The 18,853-nt window shown below is 60.5% G+C and carries 19 protein-coding genes and 1 riboswitch; of the genes, 8 read left to right on the forward strand and 11 right to left on the reverse strand.

Going from position 1 to position 18,853, the window contains the following annotated elements; all coding sequences use genetic code 11:
* Positions 1-9: 9 nt before the first annotated feature.
* From BSY240_RS13495 to BSY240_RS13535, 9 genes are all read right to left on the reverse strand, one after another.
* Positions 10-876, reverse strand: a complete 867-nt coding sequence (locus BSY240_RS13495; protein ID WP_054149356.1) for a carbohydrate ABC transporter permease — start codon at positions 874-876, stop codon at positions 10-12.
* Between the two features lie 3 nt (positions 877-879).
* Positions 880-1,950 carry an ABC transporter ATP-binding protein gene (locus BSY240_RS13500; protein ID WP_069042644.1) on the reverse strand — a complete coding sequence of 357 codons (1,071 nt, stop codon included), beginning with the start codon at positions 1,948-1,950 and terminating at the stop codon, positions 880-882.
* Between the two features lie 11 nt (positions 1,951-1,961).
* Positions 1,962-3,041, reverse strand: coding sequence for an ABC transporter ATP-binding protein (locus BSY240_RS13505; protein ID WP_069043977.1), 1,080 nt, complete (start codon positions 3,039-3,041; stop codon positions 1,962-1,964).
* Between the two features lie 48 nt (positions 3,042-3,089).
* Positions 3,090-4,601, reverse strand: a complete 1,512-nt coding sequence (gene glpD, locus BSY240_RS13510) for a glycerol-3-phosphate dehydrogenase (protein ID WP_069042645.1) — start codon at positions 4,599-4,601, stop codon at positions 3,090-3,092.
* Between the two features lie 91 nt (positions 4,602-4,692).
* On the reverse strand, positions 4,693-5,481 hold the full coding sequence (locus tag BSY240_RS13515) for a DeoR/GlpR family DNA-binding transcription regulator (protein WP_069042646.1): 789 nt from the start codon (positions 5,479-5,481) through the stop codon (positions 4,693-4,695).
* A gap of 74 nt (positions 5,482-5,555) precedes the next feature.
* Entirely contained in the window at positions 5,556-6,551 is a 996-nt protein-coding gene (locus BSY240_RS13520; RefSeq protein WP_442855986.1) for a FecCD family ABC transporter permease, read from the reverse strand.
* A 68-nt stretch (positions 6,552-6,619) separates the two neighbouring features.
* Complete coding sequence (locus tag BSY240_RS13525; protein WP_069042648.1) at positions 6,620-7,576, reverse strand: ABC transporter substrate-binding protein; 957 nt, start codon at positions 7,574-7,576, stop codon at positions 6,620-6,622.
* A gap of 20 nt (positions 7,577-7,596) precedes the next feature.
* The gene (locus BSY240_RS13530) at positions 7,597-8,391 is read right to left on the reverse strand and encodes an ABC transporter ATP-binding protein (RefSeq protein ID WP_069042649.1); all 795 of its coding nucleotides are present in this window, start codon (positions 8,389-8,391) and stop codon (positions 7,597-7,599) included.
* 202 nt (positions 8,392-8,593) lie between these two features.
* Positions 8,594-8,824, reverse strand: a riboswitch (cobalamin riboswitch).
* A gap of 122 nt (positions 8,825-8,946) precedes the next feature.
* On the reverse strand, positions 8,947-10,230 hold the full coding sequence (locus BSY240_RS13535; RefSeq protein WP_069042650.1) for an NAD(P)/FAD-dependent oxidoreductase: 1,284 nt from the start codon (positions 10,228-10,230) through the stop codon (positions 8,947-8,949).
* Positions 10,231-10,351: 121 nt separating this feature from the next.
* Here BSY240_RS13535 and BSY240_RS13540 point away from each other — a divergent pair, with 121 nt between their 5' ends.
* Positions 10,352-10,555, forward strand: a complete 204-nt coding sequence (locus BSY240_RS13540; protein ID WP_069042651.1) for a hypothetical protein — start codon at positions 10,352-10,354, stop codon at positions 10,553-10,555.
* Positions 10,556-10,636: 81 nt separating this feature from the next.
* Positions 10,637-11,461: a manganese catalase family protein gene (locus tag BSY240_RS13545; RefSeq protein ID WP_069042652.1), complete on the forward strand. Its 825-nt coding sequence runs from the start codon at positions 10,637-10,639 to the stop codon at positions 11,459-11,461.
* A 441-nt stretch (positions 11,462-11,902) separates the two neighbouring features.
* Here BSY240_RS13545 and BSY240_RS13555 read toward each other — a convergent pair whose 3' ends face one another.
* Together BSY240_RS13555 and BSY240_RS13560 are read right to left on the reverse strand one after the other, a co-directional pair.
* Positions 11,903-12,082: a hypothetical protein gene (locus tag BSY240_RS13555; RefSeq protein ID WP_054149345.1), complete on the reverse strand. Its 180-nt coding sequence runs from the start codon at positions 12,080-12,082 to the stop codon at positions 11,903-11,905.
* 13 nt (positions 12,083-12,095) lie between these two features.
* Positions 12,096-12,641: a DUF4142 domain-containing protein gene (locus BSY240_RS13560; RefSeq protein ID WP_069042654.1), complete on the reverse strand. Its 546-nt coding sequence runs from the start codon at positions 12,639-12,641 to the stop codon at positions 12,096-12,098.
* Positions 12,642-12,782: 141 nt separating this feature from the next.
* On the opposite strand from BSY240_RS13560, the gene BSY240_RS13565 reads away from it, so the two are divergent.
* The 6 genes from BSY240_RS13565 (at position 12,783) to BSY240_RS13590 (ending at position 18,836) form a co-directional block, all read left to right on the forward strand.
* The gene (locus tag BSY240_RS13565) at positions 12,783-13,736 is read left to right on the forward strand and encodes a sugar-binding transcriptional regulator (protein ID WP_069042655.1); all 954 of its coding nucleotides are present in this window, start codon (positions 12,783-12,785) and stop codon (positions 13,734-13,736) included.
* 147 nt (positions 13,737-13,883) lie between these two features.
* Positions 13,884-15,197, forward strand: a complete 1,314-nt coding sequence (locus BSY240_RS13570; protein ID WP_069042656.1) for an ABC transporter substrate-binding protein — start codon at positions 13,884-13,886, stop codon at positions 15,195-15,197.
* 144 nt (positions 15,198-15,341) lie between these two features.
* Complete coding sequence (locus BSY240_RS13575; protein ID WP_069043978.1) at positions 15,342-16,214, forward strand: carbohydrate ABC transporter permease; 873 nt, start codon at positions 15,342-15,344, stop codon at positions 16,212-16,214.
* Between the two features lie 10 nt (positions 16,215-16,224).
* The gene (locus BSY240_RS13580) at positions 16,225-17,049 is read left to right on the forward strand and encodes a carbohydrate ABC transporter permease (protein WP_069042657.1); all 825 of its coding nucleotides are present in this window, start codon (positions 16,225-16,227) and stop codon (positions 17,047-17,049) included.
* Positions 17,050-17,061: 12 nt separating this feature from the next.
* Positions 17,062-18,060 carry an ABC transporter ATP-binding protein gene (locus BSY240_RS13585; RefSeq protein ID WP_069042658.1) on the forward strand — a complete coding sequence of 333 codons (999 nt, stop codon included), beginning with the start codon at positions 17,062-17,064 and terminating at the stop codon, positions 18,058-18,060.
* Positions 18,057-18,836, forward strand: coding sequence for an L-iditol 2-dehydrogenase (locus BSY240_RS13590; protein ID WP_054149339.1), 780 nt, complete (start codon positions 18,057-18,059; stop codon positions 18,834-18,836). Before BSY240_RS13585 ends, BSY240_RS13590 begins: the two co-directional genes overlap by 4 nt.
* Positions 18,837-18,853: the final 17 nt, after the last annotated feature.

An 18,853-nucleotide genomic window follows, 5' to 3' on the forward strand; every position in this document is an offset into this window, starting at 1 on the left:
GTATCTCCCTCAGCCCTTCGCGTCACTGTTGGTCATGACGGTGTAGAAAACCCAGGACAGAGCCAGGATGATCAGGAAGTAGATGATCGACATGGCCGCCGCCGGGCCGAGGTCGAACTGGCCGACCGCCATCTTGACGAGGTCGATCGACAGGAAGGTGGTCGAATTGCCGGGGCCGCCGCCGGTCAGGACGAAGGGCTCGGTGTAGATCATGAAACTGTCCATGAAGCGCAGCAGCACGGCGATCAGAAGCACGCGCTTCATCTTCGGCAGCTGAATGAAGCGGAACACGGACCAGCGCGATGCACCGTCGATCTTGGCTGCCTGGTAATAGGCATCCGGGATCGAGACGAGGCCGGCATAGCAGAGCAGCACGACAAGGCTCGTCCAGTGCCAGACATCCATCACGATGATGGTGACCCAGGCGTGGATCGGGTTCTGCGTGTAATTATAGTCGAATCCGATGGCGTTTAGCGAATAGCCGAGAAGACCGATGTCGACGCGGCCGAAGACCTGCCAGATGGTGCCGACGACATTCCACGGAATAAGCAGCGGCAGCGCCATCAGCACGAGGCAGACCGGAACGCCTAGTCCGGTTTTCGGCATGTTGAGCGCGATAAAGATGCCAAGCGGCACCTGGATCGCAAGAATGATCATGGAGAAGATCAGGTTGCGTCCAAGCGCATCCCAGAAACGGTCCGACGACAGGATGTCGGAAAACCAGTCGGTACCGGCCCAGAAGAACTGGTTGTTGCCGAATGTATCCTGGACGGAATAGTTGACGACGGTCATCAGCGGGATGACGGCCGAGAAGGCCACCAGCACCAGGACCGGGACGACCATGAACCAGGCCTTGTTGTTCCAGGTTTTTTCCATGGGTCAGCCCTCCATGCCTACGCGCCAGGAATCGGCGAAGATGCCGAGACCTTCTGGGACGAATGTGATGCGGGGATCGGCGGGAATATCTGCATCTTCGGGCACGACAACGGACAGCGACTGGTCGGCAAAGCGGGCGCGCACGATCTTCTGTCGACCGATGTCCTCGACCTTGTCGATGGAGATCGGAATGCCTTCCCGTCCGAGGCGGATGAATTCGGGCCGGACACCGAGCTCGATCTTGCTCTGACCGGAGAGCTTCGGTGCGCCCGGCAGGTTGATCGCCTGATCACCAATCATGGCGGTTGCGCCGCTCACCTTTGCCGGCATGACATTCATACCAGGAGAACCGATGAAATAGCCGACGAAGGTGTGGCTCGGCCGCTCGAAGAGTTCGGCCGGCGTCCCGATCTGCACAATCTGACCGTCATACATGACGACGACCTTGTCGGCGAAGGTGAGCGCCTCGGTCTGGTCATGGGTGACGTAAACCATGGTGAAACCCGACTGGCGGTGCAGGCGCTTGAGTTGCGAGCGCAGGACCCACTTCATGTGCGGATCGATGACCGTCAGCGGCTCGTCGAAGAGGATCGCGTTAACGTCGGAGCGGACGAGGCCACGGCCGAGGGAGATCTTCTGCTTCTGGTCCGCCGTCAGGCCTTGCGCCTGCTTGCGGGCCATGGGCTGCAGGTCGATCATGTCGAGGATCTCGTTGACCCGCTTGTTGACCTGATCTTCGGGGACATGGCGGTTGCGCAGCGGAAAGGCCAGATTGTCGTAGACCGTCATGGTGTCGTAGACGACCGGGAACTGGAAGACCTGGGCGATGTTGCGAGCGGCTGTCGGCAGGTTGGTGACATCAACGCCATCGAATTCGATGCGGCCGTCGGACGGATGCAAAAGGCCGGAGATGATGTTGAGCAGGGTGGTCTTGCCGCAGCCCGAGGGCCCAAGCAGCGCATAGGCGCCGCCATCGTCCCATTCGTGGTGGACTTCCTTTAGGGCATAATCGCCGGCTGCGCGGGCGGCCGGGGTGTAGGCGTGGCGGATATGGTCGAGATTGATGCGTGCCATGACGTTGCTCCTCACGCGGCCATTTCGGCCGGCGCGCCGAGCGCCTTGCCGTCGGCGCCGAACGCCATCAGGTGACGGGTATCGATGAAGACATCGATCTCGCGATCGGGATCGATGTCGTGGATGCCATGGGCCAGGCACACCCAGCGGGCGGTGCCGTATTCGACATGGATGAAGCTCTCCGAGCCTGCGATTTCAGAAACCAGCGTCCGCGAGCGCATCGGCATGGCGCCAGGCAGAGCGGTGAGCGACAGATGATGTGGGTGGAAGGCGACCGTTACGGGGCCGTCCGCGATCGACGCCAGATGGGCCGGTACCGCGAGAACTGGCTGACCGTTCAGCTCGAAACTTGCGCCCCGCTTGACGAGCGCGATTGTGTTGAGTGGCGGATCGGCGAAAGTTTTGGCGGCCAAGAGGTCCAGGGGGCGGCGATAGACGTCGATCGTCTGACCGAACTGGGTAATCCGGCCTTCTGACAGGGTCGCGGTGTTGCCGCCGAGCAGCAAAGCTTCAGATGGTTCGGTTGTCGCGTAGACGAAAATCGCACCGGATTCGGCGAAGATCTTCGGGAGCTCTTCGCGCAGTTCCTCGCGCAGCTTGTAGTCGAGGTTGGCGAGCGGTTCGTCCAGCAGCACAAGGGTGGCGTTCTTGACGATGGCGCGGGCCAGCGCCGTACGCTGCTGCTGTCCACCGGACAGATTGAGCGGTGTGCGATCGAGATAGGGCGTCAGACGCAAGAGATCGGCAGCCTTGCGAACCTCGCGATCGATTGTGGCCGCATCCTTGCCGGCGACCCGCATCGGCGAGGCGATGTTTTCGTAGACCGTCAAAGCCGGATAATTGATGAACTGCTGGTAGACCATCGCGACATTGCGCTTCTGGACCGCCATGCCGGTGACATCCTTGCCGTCGAAATGGACGGTTCCGGAAGTCGGCTTGTCGAGGCCTGCCATCAGGCGCATCAGGGAAGTCTTGCCCGAAAGGGTGGGCCCGAGCAGGACATTGAGCGTACCCCGCTGCAATGTCAGATCGGTCGGGTGAATGTGATATTCACCTCCCGCCATTTTCGAGACTTTACGCAGTTCCAACATATGCCCTCGGGCCTCCTCCAAACCGTCGGTCTTCATCAGCATGGGCGATCAGGCCGCCGCCAGCATCCCCAAATAGGCATCCAGTCCCTTCGCCTCCTCCGGCGTCAGGAATAGTCCCTGTTTCGTCCGGCGCCACAGCACGTCTTCGGCCGTGACCGCCCACTCCGTCTCCACCAGCCAGCGAACTTCGACCTCGTACAGCGTGCCGCCGAAATGGCGCCCGAGATCGGCCGCGCTCTTCGCCTTGCCGAGGATCGCTCTTGAATCTGTGCCGTAGCAGCGAATCAGGCGCTCGGCATGGATGCGATCCAGGAAGGGATAGGCTTTGATTAGTCCGTCGACCGTCGGCTCGAAGGCCGTGGCCGAGAAATCGCCACCCGGTAGTCGGCTGCCTGCGGTCCAAGAGGCGCCTTTTTCGCCGATCGCTTCACCGATCTTTTCCAGCGCATGTTCGGCCAGACGACGATAGGTGGTGAGCTTGCCGCCGAAGACATTGAGCAAGGGGGCGTCGCCGCTATTACCCTCAACCTTCAGCACGTAATCGCGCGTCGCCTCCTGAGCCTTCGAGGCGCCGTCATCGAAAAGAGGACGCACGGCCGAATAGCTCCAGACGATGTCGTCTGGGCGTACCGGTTCCTGGAAATATTCGCTTGCCGCATCGCAGAGATAGTTCACCTCTTCGGGGCTGATGCGAACGTCCTTCGGGTCTTCGGTGAAATCCCGGTCCGTCGTGCCAATCAGGGTGAATTCACCCTCATAGGGGATGGCGAATATGATGCGGTTGTCGGGGTTCTGGAAGAAGTAGGCGCGTGGATCGGTGAACTTCTTGCGAACCACGATGTGGCTGCCCTGGACAAGACGGACATTGTGCACATTGTTGCGGCCGAAGGCACCGGCCAAAACCTGATCGACCCAAGGGCCGGCCGCGTTGACCAGCATCCGGGCCTTGTGAGTTACGACGGAGCCGTCGCGCTGCGACTTTGTTGTGACAACCCAGTGGCCGTCTTCGCGATGGGCCGAGACAACACGGTTACGGCTCAGGATCGTTGCGCCGCGGATCTGTGCATCGCGGGCATTGAGAACGACCATGCGCGCGTCATCGACCCAGCCGTCCGAATATTCGAACGCCTTGGAGAAGACCGGCTTCAGAGGCTTTCCGGCCGGATCGCGGCGCAGATCGAGGGTCTTCGTCGGCGGAAGCAGCTTTCGGCCACCGAGATTATCGTACAGGAAAAGGCCTAGGCGAATGAGCCAGGCGGGGCGAATGCCGCCCTTCTGGAAGGGCAAAACGAACCGCAAAGGCCAGATCACATGCGGCGCCATGGCCCAGAGGACTTCGCGCTCCATGAGCGCTTCGCGGACCAGGCGAAACTCGTAATGCTCGAGATACCGAAGACCACCATGGATGAGCTTCGTTGCGCCCGAGGAGGTGCCGGAGGCGAAATCGTTCATTTCAGCCAAGGCAACGGAGTAACCACGGCCGGCCGCGTCGCGCGCGATCCCAGTCCCGTTGATCCCGCCGCCGATCACAAAGAGATCGTATATTGGCTGCCCCGACATCATTCCTCCGCATGTTCGCACCTGCAGCATTTACTGCTATTGCGAAAGTCCAGCTATCTTTTTCGAAATTTAAACGAATGTCAAACGAAAGTTATTCCGCCGCTAGATCGCGGTCGACCGGTGCGGTTTCGATGATCCTGACATCGCGCTCGGCGCAAATGTCCCGGATGCTGCTGGACGGACAATTGTCGGTGATAAAGGTTTGAACTTGCGAAATATGCCCGATGCGGACCGGCGCGGTGCGCTCGAATTTTGATGAGTCCGAGACCAGAATGACATGCCGCGCGTTGGCGATGATGGCCTGGGCGACTTTCACTTCGCGGAAATCGAAATCGAGCAGTGCACCATCTTCGTCGATCGCCGAGACGCCGATAACAGCGAAATCCACCTTGAACTGACGGATGAAATCCACGGCCGCCTCGCCGACGATACCGCCGTCCGATCCACGAACCACACCGCCGGCGATCACCACCTCTATCGAGGGATAGACACGCAAGCGATTGGCAACATTGATATTGTTGGTGATGACCATCAATTCCCTGTGGTCAACAAGCGCTTCGCCCACGGCTTCCGTCGTGGTGCCGATGTTGATGAACAGGGAGGAGTTGTCCGGGATCAGGTTGGCGGCGGCACGGCCTATCGCCTGCTTCTCCCCGGCCGCCATCGAACGGCGCGCCTCGTATTTAACGTTTTCGTTTCCGCTCGGAAAGACGGCGCCACCGTGGATACGGTTGAGTGCGCGTGCGTCGCAAAGGTCGTTCAGATCCTTGCGAATGGTTTGTGGCGTGACCGCGAAGCGCGCAGCGAGCTCGTCCACCAGAACGCGGCCCTGCTCCTTGGCCAGCGTCATGATCTCGGCCTGTCTCGCGGAGAACATCATGCCGCCCCCTCCCCCTATTTCGTTTTTTCTTCAGTCTAGGCAAAAACGAAACAGGAGCAATAGGCAGGCTCCAACTATCGCCGTCGCAGGAGAAGAATGAAAGCGAGCCCGCCTGCCAGACCGGTAATCACCCCGATCGGGACATCCTCGGGCGCCATGATCGTGCGCGAAACGATATCGGCCAGAATGAGGATAACGGCACCGGCCAACGCCGAAAGGGGAATGACCCTGATATTGTCGCTGCCGGCGGTCAGGCGGACAAAATGCGGAACCAGCAGGCCCACAAAGCCGATGGCACCCGAAAAGGCGACCATCACACCAGTCAGAAGCGCGGTGATCACAAAAAGCTCCGCGCGGAACCGGGCGACGGGAATGCCGAGCGTCGCTGCCGTCTCATCACCCATGGCCATGGCGTTGATTTCCCGGGCGCGAACGACAAGGAAGATGAGGCAAACTGAAAGCACCGCCACTGGATAGAGAAGATGCGACCATTGGGCGAGGCCGAGCCCTCCCAACATCCAGAAGACCACCGTATGAGCGGCGCGCGGGTCGCCGAGGAAAATCGCGAGATTTCCGAGCGAGGTCGCCACGAAGGCGATGGCCACACCGGTCAATACGAGACGATCGGCGCCCGCGCCGGTGAAGCGCGTCACGGTGACAACCGCGAGCGTCGCAGCCAAGGAGCCGCCGAAGGCAAAGAGCGGTACGGTGACCAGACCGAAGACAAGGCCGGTATGGAGAAGAGCGATAATCGCACCTAGGGCGCCGCCGGATGAGACGCCGAGCAGATGCGGATCGGCCAGTGGATTGCGAGTCACGGCCTGCAGGACGGCTCCGACCGTCGCGAGTCCGGCTCCGACGAGGCCAGCCAGGATGACGCGCGGGAAGCGAACGTCCCAGACGATGCTCTCGCGACCGGGCGACCATGTCACTTCAAATGTACCGGGTGCGAGTTTGTTGGCCACGATCGACCAGACAGTGCTGACCGGAATGGGAGCCGAACCCAGGGACACGCCAGCGGTGAGGCAGAGGGCCAGCAGCACGATAGCCAGACCCATCCAGAGAAACATGCGACCGTGCATCATTCTGCCTTGAATTTCGTACTGGGCGGGACCGGTTCGCGGTCCCGCCTTGAGGATTACATGTTGCGCGGATGGAAGGTGTTCGCGAGCCGCTCGATTGCCTGGACATTGCGCGGTCCAGGTGTTGCCTCAACATATTCCAGAACCACAAAGCGATCCTGCTTGACGGCATCGAGATTCATGAAGGCCGGGTTTTCCTTCATGAAAGCGATCTTCTGTTCGGCCGTTACATCGCCGTAGTTGACGATGACGACGACTTCCGGATTGCGCTCGATGACCGGCTCCCAGGACACTTCCGTCCAGCTCTTTTCGACGTCTTCCATAATGTTCACGCCGCCAGCCGCCTCGATCATGGCTGTTGGGATGCCAAAACGGCCGGAGGTGAAGGGCTTTTCGGTGCCGGAATCATAGACGAATACGCGGACCGGCTTTTCGATGTCGCCGATGCGGGTGGTGATGTCGTCCAGTTGCTTGCGGTAGCCGACAACCAAGGCCTCGGCGCGGTCCTCGACGTCGAAGATCTTGCCGAGGTTCAGCAGGTCGATGAACATGTCGTCCATCGTCGGCTTGTTCTTCGCCATGATATGGATGCAGGATTCGGTGAGTTCATAGACCTTGATCTTGAAGGGTTCGAGCGTTTCGGGCGTCACCTCGCCGCCGACCTTCATGCCGTAGTTCCAGCCGGCGAAATAGAAATCGGCATCGGCGTTCAGCAGCACTTCCTTGGTCGGGTATTTCGGCGAAAGTTCAGGCATTTCCTTCACGCCGTCCCGCAGCCCCGCATCCAGCGTCTTCCAGCCGGAGATCCCGGTATAGCCGACCATGCGGTCCTGCAGTTTCAAGGCCAGCATCATCTCGGTCAGGTTGACGTCATTGGAGACCGCGCGCGCCGGAGGTGCGTCGAACGTAACGTCGCGATCGCAGCTCTTGACCGTGATAGGATAGGCAAAGGCCGATGAGGCGGCGAAGACCGAAGCAAAGAGCGTGGCGGACAAAAGAAGACGGGCAGCCATATGGGCGGATCCTTCTAAAATCAGGTCAAGGCAAGGGAAAAGGAAAAACGATGGGATCGAGCGCCCTCCGCCTGCTGGCGCGCGGCGAGGACACCGAAGGTTCCGGACAGGGCCTGTTCGGTCAAAACAGCTTCCGGTGGGCCGAACGCATTCATCCGGCCGCCATGCATCAGGGCAATATGCGTTGCAAACTCGGCGGCGAGGTTAATGTCGTGCAGCGTGGTGATGATCGTCAGGTTTAAAGCGCCGAGCAGATCGAGGATCTCGAGCTGGTGGCGGATATCCAGATGGTTGGTCGGCTCGTCGAGTATGAGGATTTCAGGCTTCTGCGCCAGCGCACGCGCCACCAGGACACGCTGCTTCTCACCTCCTGACAAGGTCGAGAACTGCCGGTTCGCCAGCCGCAGCAGATCGAGATGGTCGAGCGCGTGCTCTGCTTCGGCCCGGTCTTCTTCGCTCCAGCCCGCAAGGCCTTCGCGCCAGGGAACGCGCCCCATCATCACTACGTCGCGGACGGTGAAAGGGAAGTCGCCCGGCATTTCCTGCAGAACGACCGCCACCCGACGGGCAAGCTGGCGGGCACTCATCTGCCAGATATCCTGGCCGTCGACCTCGACGCGCCCCTCCAGCGGGCTAACACCGCGATACAGGCAGCGAAGAAGCGTGGTCTTGCCAGCCCCGTTCGGCCCGACGATTGCCAGCCGGTCGCCGGCATCGAGGGAAAAGGAAACGCCTCGGACCAAGTACTGGGATGGCTTCGGTCCCCAGCCGATATCGGTGACCCGGATCGGGCAGCCCTTGCTGGTACAGCTCATGGGCGTGCCCCCTCGAACGACGAAACGCCGAGCGTTACGCCATGGCCAAGGCCGATCGCCCGTCCCTGCGCTTCATGATCTGGAAGGAAATGCATGCCAGTCCTCCGCAGGATTTCTCCGGAGGCAAAATGGCATGCGGTCGGCGCGCCAGACGGCGCAGCGCAAAAGCCAGTTCGTATCCATCGGAACACCCCGTCCGCTTCGTTTTCTTCACTTGACGGCAGGTCTCCTGGCTCGCGGATATGCGCTTTCCATTTGCCTTCCCACGGTGACCCGCAGTGGCCCGGCGCTTTCACGCCGCGAGAATGGACAGCAATCCGCTTACAGTTGCGGGGGCAGCCACGGTCTTGGTCCCTATTGGGTCGTCCTCACCGTGTTCCCTATTAATCCCCTCGGAGTCATCCGGCGGGGAACCGTCACTGCTTGCATAGGACCTGCAGCCCCTGGCGGTCAAGCCTGGATCTTTTTGTTATGTAATATCGTTACGTGTATAGATCCGAATCCGGGTTGTCCACCTTCAAAGCGCATCCGCCCTCAGATTCTCAACGGAGGTCATTACCTCTCAGGGGCAACGAAGTTCTCATCGATCAGACGCGCGCCTCTCTGCCGGGTGGTGTAGCGCCAGATCCACTGAACACTGACAAGCAGGCGTTTCTCGAAATTGACCAGCAGATAGACATGGACGATGGCCCAGAGCAGCCAGGCGAGACGGCCCTTGAGCTGCCAGGAGCCGAAATCGAAGATGGCTGCGTTTCTTCCGATGACCGCCGTGTTGCCGCGATTACGGAAACGGAAGTCTGGCACAGCCGCTCCTTTCAGGAGGTTGGCCTTGAGCGCTTTGCCGAGGAACGTCCCCTGCTGTTTGGCCACCTGTGCGAGCGCGGGCAATGCTTCGCCATTTTCTCCCAAAGCCAGCGCGGTATCGCCGATGGCGTAGACCCCGTCCATGCCATCAACCGAGAGGTCGCGCACCACCGGCAGGCGCCCGCCCGGGCCCGGCGAAAGGCCAAGCCATTCCGCGGCCGGCGATGCTTTGACCCCGGCTCCCCAGACGATGCAGCTCGCCGGCAGGAAAGCATCCTTGACCTTAACGCCCTCGGCAGTCACGTCTTCGACAGGCGTGTTCAGCCTGATATCCACGCCGATGTCGCGCAGATAGTCGGCCGCATAGGTCGAGAGATTTTCGGGGAAGGTTGCCAGAATACGCGGACCGGCCTCGACGAGGACGACGTGAAGTTGCTCTGGTCGCAGGCTACGGAAATCACGATCAATCATGAATCGACCGAGTTCTGAAATGGCGCCGGCCATTTCGACGCCGGTCGGGCCGCCACCGATGACGACGCTGGTCAACAGGCGGCGCATCTCTGCCTCATCCTGGCTTCGCTCGGCCTGCTCGAAGGCGAGCAGGAGGCGGTGACGAATCTGGCGGGCTTCGTGAATCGATTTCAGCCCCGGTGCATGTTTCTGCCAGTCCTGATGGCCGAAATAATTGTACTGCGAGCCGGTCGCGAGAACGAGGCGGTCGTAGGAGATCGCTGCGCCATCGGCGAGAGAGACTGCGCGGGCGTCCGTATCGATCGACACCACCTCTCCCATCAGCACGTGGATGTTGTCCGATCGTCCCAATGTACGGCGGATCGGCTCGGAGATATCCGCAGGCGAAAGCGCTGCCGTCGCGACCTGATAGAGCAATGGCTGAAACAGATTGTGATTGCGCCGGTCGATCACGGTCACGTCGACTTCTGCGTCTGCCAGAGCCTTTGCGCAGGCAAGGCCTCCAAAACCTGCGCCGACGATCACGATGCGCGGCCGGCTCCCGATACTGGATCGTTCTTCCATCATCACCTCACTGTCTGCGCGAATTGTTCCGGGACAACCTGAAGGCGTCCGGAATGTTCCTGGGGAACTGTTCGCAGTCGGGACGGTTGGTCACGGAGAGCTCAAGAAGAGGAGACCCAAGATGGGCATGAACGCACCGAAAGATGGCAAGCCGGGAACAACGGATCAGTCGCCCCGCTGGGAAGGACCGCAGGAGAATCGACCGACGGGATATCTGCCGGCCAAGGACAATCCTAAGGTCGACCGGGATGCCGTGGGCGAAAATTTGCAGGACCCGGAAAAGCGAAATCTCGGCGATTCGCTGAAGACCCGCGACGACCAATAACCCCACTCCTGATGGTCAGAAAATCAGGAACAAGCCGGTAGGGTCCTTTTTAGGCAACCGTCAAACACGAGGAAAGATGCGATGTTCTATACCGACAATAAGTTGCAATATCCCGTCCGAGTTGAGACCCCGGACCCTCTGTTTGCCCGCGCCCTACAGCAGGCGATCGGAGGCGTGGAAGGAGAAATCCGCGTTGCCATGCAGTATTTCTTCCAGGCCTGCGGCGCCCGGGGCAACCCGAAGTTTCGCGACCTGCTGATGAACACAGCAGCGGAGGAACTGGGGCATATCGAGATGCTCGCAACGGCAGTTGCCATGAACCTGGAAGGCGCCCCCCTGTCACTCAAGGAAGAGATCGCGGCCGATCCAGTCGGTGGCGGGGTTCTTGGCGGCATCAACCTCAAGAACCTTCTCTCGGCGGGGCTCTCTGCCATGCCGGTGGATTCGGACGGTGTGCCCTTCGACATGTCGCACATCTATGCGAGCGGCAATATCGCCGCCGACATGACCGCCAATGTTGCTGCGGAATCGACCGGACGCGTCCTTGCTACACGCCTTTACACCATGACGAACGATCCGGGCATGAAGGACATGCTGTCCTATCTCATCGCCCGGGACACCATGCACCAGAACCAGTGGATGGCGGCACTGGAGGAGTTGGGCGGGCCGACAGGCGTGTTCCCGATTCCGAACAGTTTCCCGCAGGAGCAGGAAAAGCAGGAGTTCAGCTACGCATATCTCGGATTTCAGCAGAACGGCAGCGCAGCTGCAGCCGGGCGTTGGTCCGAGGGACAGTCGGTCGATGGCAAGGGACAGTTCGTGTCCCAGCCGATGCAATCTCTCGGCCCCAAGCCGGATCTGGGACGAGCGAAACCCAACAGCGGCGCTCAGACCGAGCAGCTCTGATCACGCGAGTCATAGGCCGAAAATTCTTTGTTCCATAAATGGAACAAAGCTTCTCATTACCGGTTCAGAGAGGAGATCATTGTTCCCTCCCCCGAACCTCCCCCCCGGCCGCCCCAAGGGCGCCTACCTGAACCCCGCTTCGGCGGGGTTTTTTTTGGGGATTTGCATCAGATGGATCCCCTCGACGCGCTACCGCGAGACTGGCTGGAACCAGCCTCGGAGGGAGCGGCTGCCGAAGGCCTATTGCTGAACACTGTGGGGGGGATAATCCTTGGTGTCCTCATTGTCCTGGATGCCCCCGCCGCCCAGTGCGTAAAAGCTGGCAGCGAGGATCACGAGGAGGACGACAAGAGCCAAAAGGCGTAGGGGGGACATAGCTTTTGCTCCTTATGGGAGTTGTTTGGATGGGGCGCGACTTCCCTCTGCGTTACCCGTTTGGCGTTATGGTGTGCTGATGTCTCCGGTTGCGCTGGGCGGAACGTCCGGCACGGGCGCGTGACGCGTGGGGGCGTCAGTGGGAGCGGTCTCGGTCACCTCCTGCTGAAATTCGGCCATCAGTAGCATCACGATAGCGACGAGGATTGCGCCCAAGAGGGCGGCGAGTTGCCATGTTCTACTCATCTACAGCCTTCAATCACGGATTGGTTTGGGATTGCGCTCTGACCTTGTGCATTCGGACCAGCGGATAGTTGGCAATCGCATAGGTCTTCAGACTTCCGGCCGATCCATGATCGGCATAGGCGCCCAGCAGCCTGATGGCCTGATCATGCGCCTTCATCTGGGAGGACATATAGGCGGGGTCGAACTGGCTCTCCTCTGCCTGTTCCAGCGCGGTAAGCGTCTGTTTCTGTTCCATCGACAGTTCCAGAACCATCGCGATCGAATCGGCCTTGGCGGCTTCGGTCAACTGTTTCTGGGCACGCTTGTGGTCGTCCAGCATGGTGCGGGCGAAAGCCCTCACCTCCTCGTCCTGGCTTTGCTTCAGAGCGAGTTCCGCGGACAGTATTTCGAACTCGTTGGTAGCGGCGGCCCGTTGCGCGAAGCCTTTGGGGCCCAATGCTTCAGTCTCCGCAGAAGCCTGGGGGGTCGGCAGCTGCTGGATTGGTGCCGTCTGCTGGGCCGTTGCCGTGGAGACAAGGCAAAGTGCCGTTGCGGCTGCGAGCGAAATGGAACGTGTCATGATCGTTCTCCTTGAACAATGGGGTTAAAGGTTCAACCCGTCAGCCTTCAAACCGTTCCAACACATGCACGAGCGCGGAGCCCGGATTTGACAGGAGAGGGCAAAATTGGCAGCAGTGTTTCCACACGGAGAGGAGACCGCATGGCACGGCGTGGCGAGGGGCAGACAAGACTGGACGATGCAGCACGGGCCGGATGGCTCTACTATGTCGCCGGCAAAACCCAGGACGAGATCGCGGCTGCCATGGGCATATCCCGACAAAGCGCCCAGCGCCTCGTATCCCTTTCGATTGCGGAAAAGCTGATCAAGGTCCGGCTCGATCATCCCATCGCGGCATGCCTGGAACTTGCCGAAGCCGTGAAGCGCAAGTTCGGCCTGAAGGCGGTGGAAATCGTTCCTACCGATCCCGGATCCGAGTCCGCGACAGTGGGAGTGGCTGAAGCGGGCGCGGCGCAACTGGAGCGCTGGCTGAAACAGCCCGAGCCACTGGTCATCGCGATGGGAACGGGTCGAACACTCCGGTCGATGATCGATCAGTTGTCTCCGATGGAATGTCCGCAGCACAAGATCGTCTCGCTCACGGGGAACATCAGCCCCGACGGGTCGGCTGCCTATTTCAACGTCATCTTCTCCATGGCCGATGCGGTGAAGGCACCACACTTCCCGATGCCGCTGCCGGTCATCGTCTCCTCTCCCGCCGAGCGGCAGTTGCTGCATGACCAGCCTCTGGTCGCGCCGACAATCGCGCTCGCGCGCCGATCGGACGTCACCTTTGTCGGCATCGGCGAGATGAACATGCGTGCTCCGCTTCTCGTCGATGGCTTCCTGAAGGCCGACGAGATGGAAGATCTCCTGCAGGCCGGCGCGGTTGGAGAGATCTGCGGCTGGATCTTCGGGGACAACGGCGAGTTGCTGACCCATCCGGTCAATGAGCGGGTTGCGAGCTTGCAAATTCCCGCCCGGGAAACCTCGACCGTGATCGGTCTCGCACGGGGTCGGCGCAAGCATCCGGCCATCCTGGCGGCCGTCCGGGGTCGACACATCAATGGGCTGATCACGGACGAGGACGCTGCGCGTCACCTTCTGGCGAGCTAGGCTTCTATAAAATTTTAATTCCAGAACAGTTGGTTAGCTATTTCATGCGGCAGCGCAGCATGAAATGCGGATTGACATTTTCTGCTCTACGATTGAGTAATTGCCCATGAGCAAAGCGAATGCTCATTTTTCTTCTGGGAGGAAGACATGACATTGAAGACGATTTTGCTGGGCGCGTGCTCGGCGCTGGCGCTTGCCGGCATGGCCTCGGCCGAAACCCTCACGATCGCGACCGTCAACAACGGCGACATGATCCGCATGCAGGGCCTGACCTCGGAATTCACCTCGGCCAATCCCGACATCCAGGTTGAATGGGTCACACTCGAAGAAAACGTTCTGCGCGAACGTGTGACGACGGACATCGCCACGAAGGGCGGACAGTACGACATCATGACGATCGGCACTTACGAAGTTCCGATCTGGTCCAAACAAGGCTGGCTGCTGCCGCTCGAAAACCTTGGCGCCGACTACGATGTCGATGATCTGCTTCCGGCGATTCGCTCAGGCCTGACCGGCGAAGACGGCAAGCTCTATGCTGCTCCGTTCTACGGCGAATCCTCGTTCATCATGTACCGCAAGGACCTGATGGAGAAGGCCGGGCTCACCATGCCGGACGCTCCGACCTGGGAGTTTGTGGCCGACGCGGCGCGCAAGATGACGGACCGCGCCAACGACATCAACGGCATCTGCCTGCGCGGCAAGGCGGGCTGGGGCGAGAACATGGCCTTCCTGACGGCCACATCGAATGCGTTTGGCGCCCGCTGGTTCGACGAGACCTGGAAGCCGCAGTTCGACCAGCCGGAATGGAAGAACACGCTCGACTTCTACGTCAAGCTGATGAACGACGCCGGCCCGCAGGGCGCGTCCTCGAACGGCTTCAACGAAAACCTCGCGCTCTTCCAGCAGGGCAAGTGCGGCATGTGGATCGACGCCACCGTCGCCGCTTCCTTCGTGACCAACCCGAAGGACTCGACCGTCGCCGACAAGGTGGGCTTTGCGCTCGCTCCCGACACCGGTCTCGGCAAGCGCGGCAACTGGCTCTGGGCCTGGAACCTCGCCATCCCGGCAGGCACCCAGAAGGCAGAAGCTGCCGAGAAGTTTGTCTCCTGGGCGACCAGCAAGGCCTATGCGGAGCTCGTCGCTTCCAAGGAAGGCTGGGCCAATGTTCCTCCGGGGACGCGGACCTCTCTCTACGAGAACCCGGAATACCAGAAGGCGGCGCCGTTCGCGAAGATGACGCTCGACTCGATCAATGCCGCTGACCCGAAGAACCCGACCGTCAAGCCGGTGCCCTATGTCGGCGTGCAGTTCGTCGCCATCCCCGAGTTCCAGAGCCTCGGCACCTCCGTCGGCCAGCTCTTCTCGGCCGCACTTGCGGGCCAGATGTCGGTCGATGATGCGCTTGCCCAGGCTCAGAGTCTGACGACACGCGAAATGACCCGCGGCGGCTACATCAAGTAATCCACCCTCCCGAACCACCTGCCCGGATTGCGATCCGGGCAGGAAAGGCTTCGACCGTTTGCGGCCAATGCCGGTCGTCGTCACCTAGCCTCCAACGGGCCTACGGACCTCGTCTCCGACATGGCCATCAGGGCGAGCTTCATCATGGCTACTCAAAACACACGCACCCTGGCCCGTCTGATGATGGCGCCGTCCGTCGGGCTCCTGTTGATCTGGATGATCGTGCCACTGTCGATGACGCTGTGGTTCTCGTTCCAGAACTACAATTTGCTCAACCCTGCCAATGTCAGCTTCGCTGGCCTGTTCAACTACCGCTATTTCTATACGGATCCGGCCTTCTTCCAGTCGATCTGGAACACCATGCTGATCGTCGGCGGCGTGCTGTTCATCACCATCTTCGGCGGCACGCTGCTGGCGCTGCTGCTCGACCAGCCGATCTTCGGCCAGGGGATCGTGCGTATCCTCGTCATCTCGCCCTTCTTCGTCATGCCGCCGGTCGCTGCATTGATCTGGAAAAACATGATCATGCACCCGGGCTATGGCGTGCTGGCCGACATCAACCGGGCGCTCGGCTTGAGCCCCGTCGACTGGTTCGCGCAATATCCGCTTCTGTCGATCGTCATCATCGTTGCCTGGCAATGGCTGCCGTTTGCAACGCTCATCCTGCTCACCGCGCTTCAGTCACTCGATGGCGAGCAGCAGGAAGCGGCCGAGATGGATGGTGCGCGCTTCATCGACAAGTTCATCTATCTGACGCTTCCGCATCTCGCCCGCGCAATTACCGTGGTCATCCTGATCCAGACCATCTTCCTGCTCGGGGTCTACGCGGAAATCCTGGTCACCACCAATGGCGGCCCGGGCTATGCCTCGACCAATCTCGTCTTCCTGATCTACCGAACAGCCCTTCTGGGTTACGACGTCGGTGGCGCTTCGGCAGGCGGCATCATCGCAATCATTCTCGCCAATATCGTCGCCATCTTCCTGATGCGCGCCGTCGGCAAGAACCTCGACCGGTAAGGACAAGGCCATGGCTCGCAACGTCACAACCCGGCGCAAGATCATCTTCACGGCCATCGCCTGGACGATCGCCTTCGTGATCTTCTTCCCGATCCTCTACACGCTGATCACCAGTGTGAAGACGGAAAGCGAAGCGATCCAGGGCTTTGACCTGATCCCGACCTTTACCTTCGAAAATTACGTGACGGTCCAGACACAGCGCGACTACATCAAGCCTTTCATGAACTCGGTCATCCTGTCTGTGGGCTCGACGATCCTGGCACTTTTCGTCGGCATCCCGGCCGCCTGGGCCATGGCGTTTTCGCCGTCCAAGCGGACCAAGGACATCCTGATGTGGATGCTCTCGACCAAGATGATGCCTGCAGTCGCCGTGCTCGTTCCGATCTACCTGCTGTTCCGCGACTTCGGTCTGCTCGATACCCGGATTGGTCTGACGATCATGCTGACGCTGATCAACCTGCCGATCGTCATCTGGATGCTCTACACCTATTTCCGCGAGATTCCGGGCGAAATCCTAGAAGCCGCGCGAATGGACGGTGCCTCGCTTTTCAACGAGATCGTCTATGTGCTCGCGCCCATGGCCCTGCCAGGCATTGCCTCGACGCTTCTCCTCAACATCATTCTCGCCTGGAACGAAGCCTTCTGGACGATCCGTCTCACCACCACCAATGCGGCGCCGCTAACCGCCTTCATCGCCTCCTTCTCCAGTCCGCAAGGGTTGTTCTGGGCGAAACTGTCGGCCGCCTCGACGATGGCGATTGCGCCGATAGTGATCCTCGGCTGGTTCAGCCAGAAGCAACTCGTGCGCGGCCTGACCTTTGGCGCCGTCAAGTAAGGAAACCCGACCATGGGCAGCATCAAACTCGAACAGCTCTCCAAGTCCTTCGGCGAGCATGCGGTCATCCCGGGGATCGACCTTGAAATCAATGACGGTGAATTTGTCGTCTTCGTCGGGCCGTCCGGCTGCGGCAAGTCCACGTTGCTGCGCCTGATCGCCGGCCTCGAAGACGCGACCGGCGGACGCATTGTGATCGACGGCAAGGATCAAACGCATACACCGCCGGCGCAGCGCGGCCTGGCAATGGTGTTCCAGTCCTATGCACTTTATCCGCATATGAGCGTGCGCTCGAACATCGGCTTTCCGCTGAAGATGGCGAAGGTCGACCCGGCCGAGATCAACCGCAAGGTCGAGGAGGCAGCGCGCATATTGAACCTCACCGATTACCTGGAGCGCCGGCCCGGGCAACTCTCCGGCGGTCAGCGACAGCGCGTCGCTATCGGCCGTGCCATTGTCCGCAATCCCCGTTGCTTCCTGTTCGACGAGCCGCTTTCCAACCTCGATGCGGCGCTTCGCGTCGCCATGCGTCTCGAGATCACCGAACTGCATCAGAAGCTCAAGGCAACCTCGATTTACGTGACCCACGACCAGGTGGAGGCCATGACCATGGCTGACAAGATCGTGGTTCTCAACAAGGGCCGCATCGAGCAGGTGGGATCGCCGCTCGACCTCTATCGCAGCCCGGCCAATCTCTTCGTCGCCGGCTTCATCGGTTCGCCGAAGATGAACCTGATCTCTGGCAAGGCGGCTTCCGCCCATGGCGCCCACACGATTGGCATTCGGCCGGAGCATGTCACGCTCTCGCTCGACAGCGGCATGTGGCGTGGTCTTGTGACAGTCGCCGAACATCTTGGCTCCGACACGTTCCTGCATGTCGAGGTGGATGGTGTCGGCACGATCACCACGCGGACCGGAGGGGAATTCCCGGTCCGTCATGGCGACACTGTTTATGTGACACCGGATCTCAATCGACTGCACAAATTCAATGACAAGGGACTGGCAGCATGACCGGCAGATTGAGCGGAAAATCGGCAATTATCACAGGCTCAGCCCGCGGCATCGGCCGGGCCTTTGCGGAAGTCTATATTCGCGAAGGTGCAACGGCGGTTGCGATCGCCGATATCGATTTCGACCGCGCATCGGCAACGGCATCGGAGATCGGCCCTGCGGCCTATGCCGTCCGGATCGACGTCTCCGATCAGGCATCGATCGACGCAGCGATTGCTGCCTGTGTCGAACGCGCCGGCGGCATCGATATTCTGGTCAACAATGCCGCAATCTTCGATCTCGCTCCGATCATCGAGATTTCCCGCAAGAGCTATCAACGCGTTTTCGACATCAATGTCGGAGGAACGCTGTTTACGATGCAGGCCGTGGCCAAGCAGATGATGGCGCAAGGGCGTGGTGGCAAGATCATCAACATGGCGAGCCAGGCCGGACGACGCGGCGAACCGCTGGTCGGCGTCTACTGCGCCTCGAAGGCTGCCGTCATTTCGCTCACCCAATCGGCTGGCCTCGACCTCATCAAGCACGGGATCAACGTCAACGGGATCGCGCCTGGCGTGGTCGGCAGCGAGATGTGGGACGAGGTCGACGCGCTCTTCGCAAAGTACGAAAACCGTCCGCTTGGCGAAAAGAAGAAACTTGTCGGCGAGGCGGTCCCCTTCGGCCGTATGGGCCGGGCGGAGGATCTGACCGGCATGGCAGTCTTCCTCGCCTCGGCGGAAGCCGACTACATCGTCGCCCAGACCTACAATGTCGACGGCGGAAACTGGATGAGCTGACGGCTCGTGCGGCCCCC

Origin of the sequence: Agrobacterium sp. RAC06, assembly GCF_001713475.1 — a bacterium.
Lineage (GTDB): Bacteria > Pseudomonadota > Alphaproteobacteria > Rhizobiales > Rhizobiaceae > Allorhizobium.

Excerpts from the sequence above, each read along its gene's own strand:
- BSY240_RS13560 (WP_069042654.1), bottom strand. The coding sequence starts at position 12,641 with ATGACACGTTCCATTTCGCTCGCAGCCGCAACGGCACTTTGCCTTGTC.
- BSY240_RS13540 (WP_069042651.1), top strand. The coding sequence starts at position 10,352 with ATGGGCATGAACGCACCGAAAGATGGCAAGCCGGGAACAACGGATCAG.
- BSY240_RS13515 (WP_069042646.1), bottom strand. The coding sequence starts at position 5,481 with ATGATGTTCTCCGCGAGACAGGCCGAGATCATGACGCTGGCCAAGGAG.
- BSY240_RS13575 (WP_069043978.1), top strand. The coding sequence starts at position 15,342 with ATGGCTACTCAAAACACACGCACCCTGGCCCGTCTGATGATGGCGCCG.
- BSY240_RS13525 (WP_069042648.1), bottom strand. The coding sequence starts at position 7,576 with ATGGCTGCCCGTCTTCTTTTGTCCGCCACGCTCTTTGCTTCGGTCTTC.
- BSY240_RS13535 (WP_069042650.1), bottom strand. The coding sequence starts at position 10,230 with ATGGAAGAACGATCCAGTATCGGGAGCCGGCCGCGCATCGTGATCGTC.
- BSY240_RS13580 (WP_069042657.1), top strand. The coding sequence starts at position 16,225 with ATGGCTCGCAACGTCACAACCCGGCGCAAGATCATCTTCACGGCCATC.
- BSY240_RS13570 (WP_069042656.1), top strand. The coding sequence starts at position 13,884 with ATGACATTGAAGACGATTTTGCTGGGCGCGTGCTCGGCGCTGGCGCTT.
- BSY240_RS13545 (WP_069042652.1), top strand. The coding sequence starts at position 10,637 with ATGTTCTATACCGACAATAAGTTGCAATATCCCGTCCGAGTTGAGACC.
- BSY240_RS13555 (WP_054149345.1), bottom strand. The coding sequence starts at position 12,082 with ATGAGTAGAACATGGCAACTCGCCGCCCTCTTGGGCGCAATCCTCGTC.
- BSY240_RS13585 (WP_069042658.1), top strand. The coding sequence starts at position 17,062 with ATGGGCAGCATCAAACTCGAACAGCTCTCCAAGTCCTTCGGCGAGCAT.
- BSY240_RS13495 (WP_054149356.1), bottom strand. The coding sequence starts at position 876 with ATGGAAAAAACCTGGAACAACAAGGCCTGGTTCATGGTCGTCCCGGTC.
- BSY240_RS13520 (WP_442855986.1), bottom strand. The coding sequence starts at position 6,551 with ATGTTTCTCTGGATGGGTCTGGCTATCGTGCTGCTGGCCCTCTGCCTC.
- BSY240_RS13590 (WP_054149339.1), top strand. The coding sequence starts at position 18,057 with ATGACCGGCAGATTGAGCGGAAAATCGGCAATTATCACAGGCTCAGCC.
- BSY240_RS13500 (WP_069042644.1), bottom strand. The coding sequence starts at position 1,950 with ATGGCACGCATCAATCTCGACCATATCCGCCACGCCTACACCCCGGCC.
- BSY240_RS13565 (WP_069042655.1), top strand. The coding sequence starts at position 12,783 with ATGGCACGGCGTGGCGAGGGGCAGACAAGACTGGACGATGCAGCACGG.
- BSY240_RS13530 (WP_069042649.1), bottom strand. The coding sequence starts at position 8,391 with ATGAGCTGTACCAGCAAGGGCTGCCCGATCCGGGTCACCGATATCGGC.
- BSY240_RS13505 (WP_069043977.1), bottom strand. The coding sequence starts at position 3,041 with ATGTTGGAACTGCGTAAAGTCTCGAAAATGGCGGGAGGTGAATATCAC.
- glpD (WP_069042645.1), bottom strand. The coding sequence starts at position 4,601 with ATGTCGGGGCAGCCAATATACGATCTCTTTGTGATCGGCGGCGGGATC.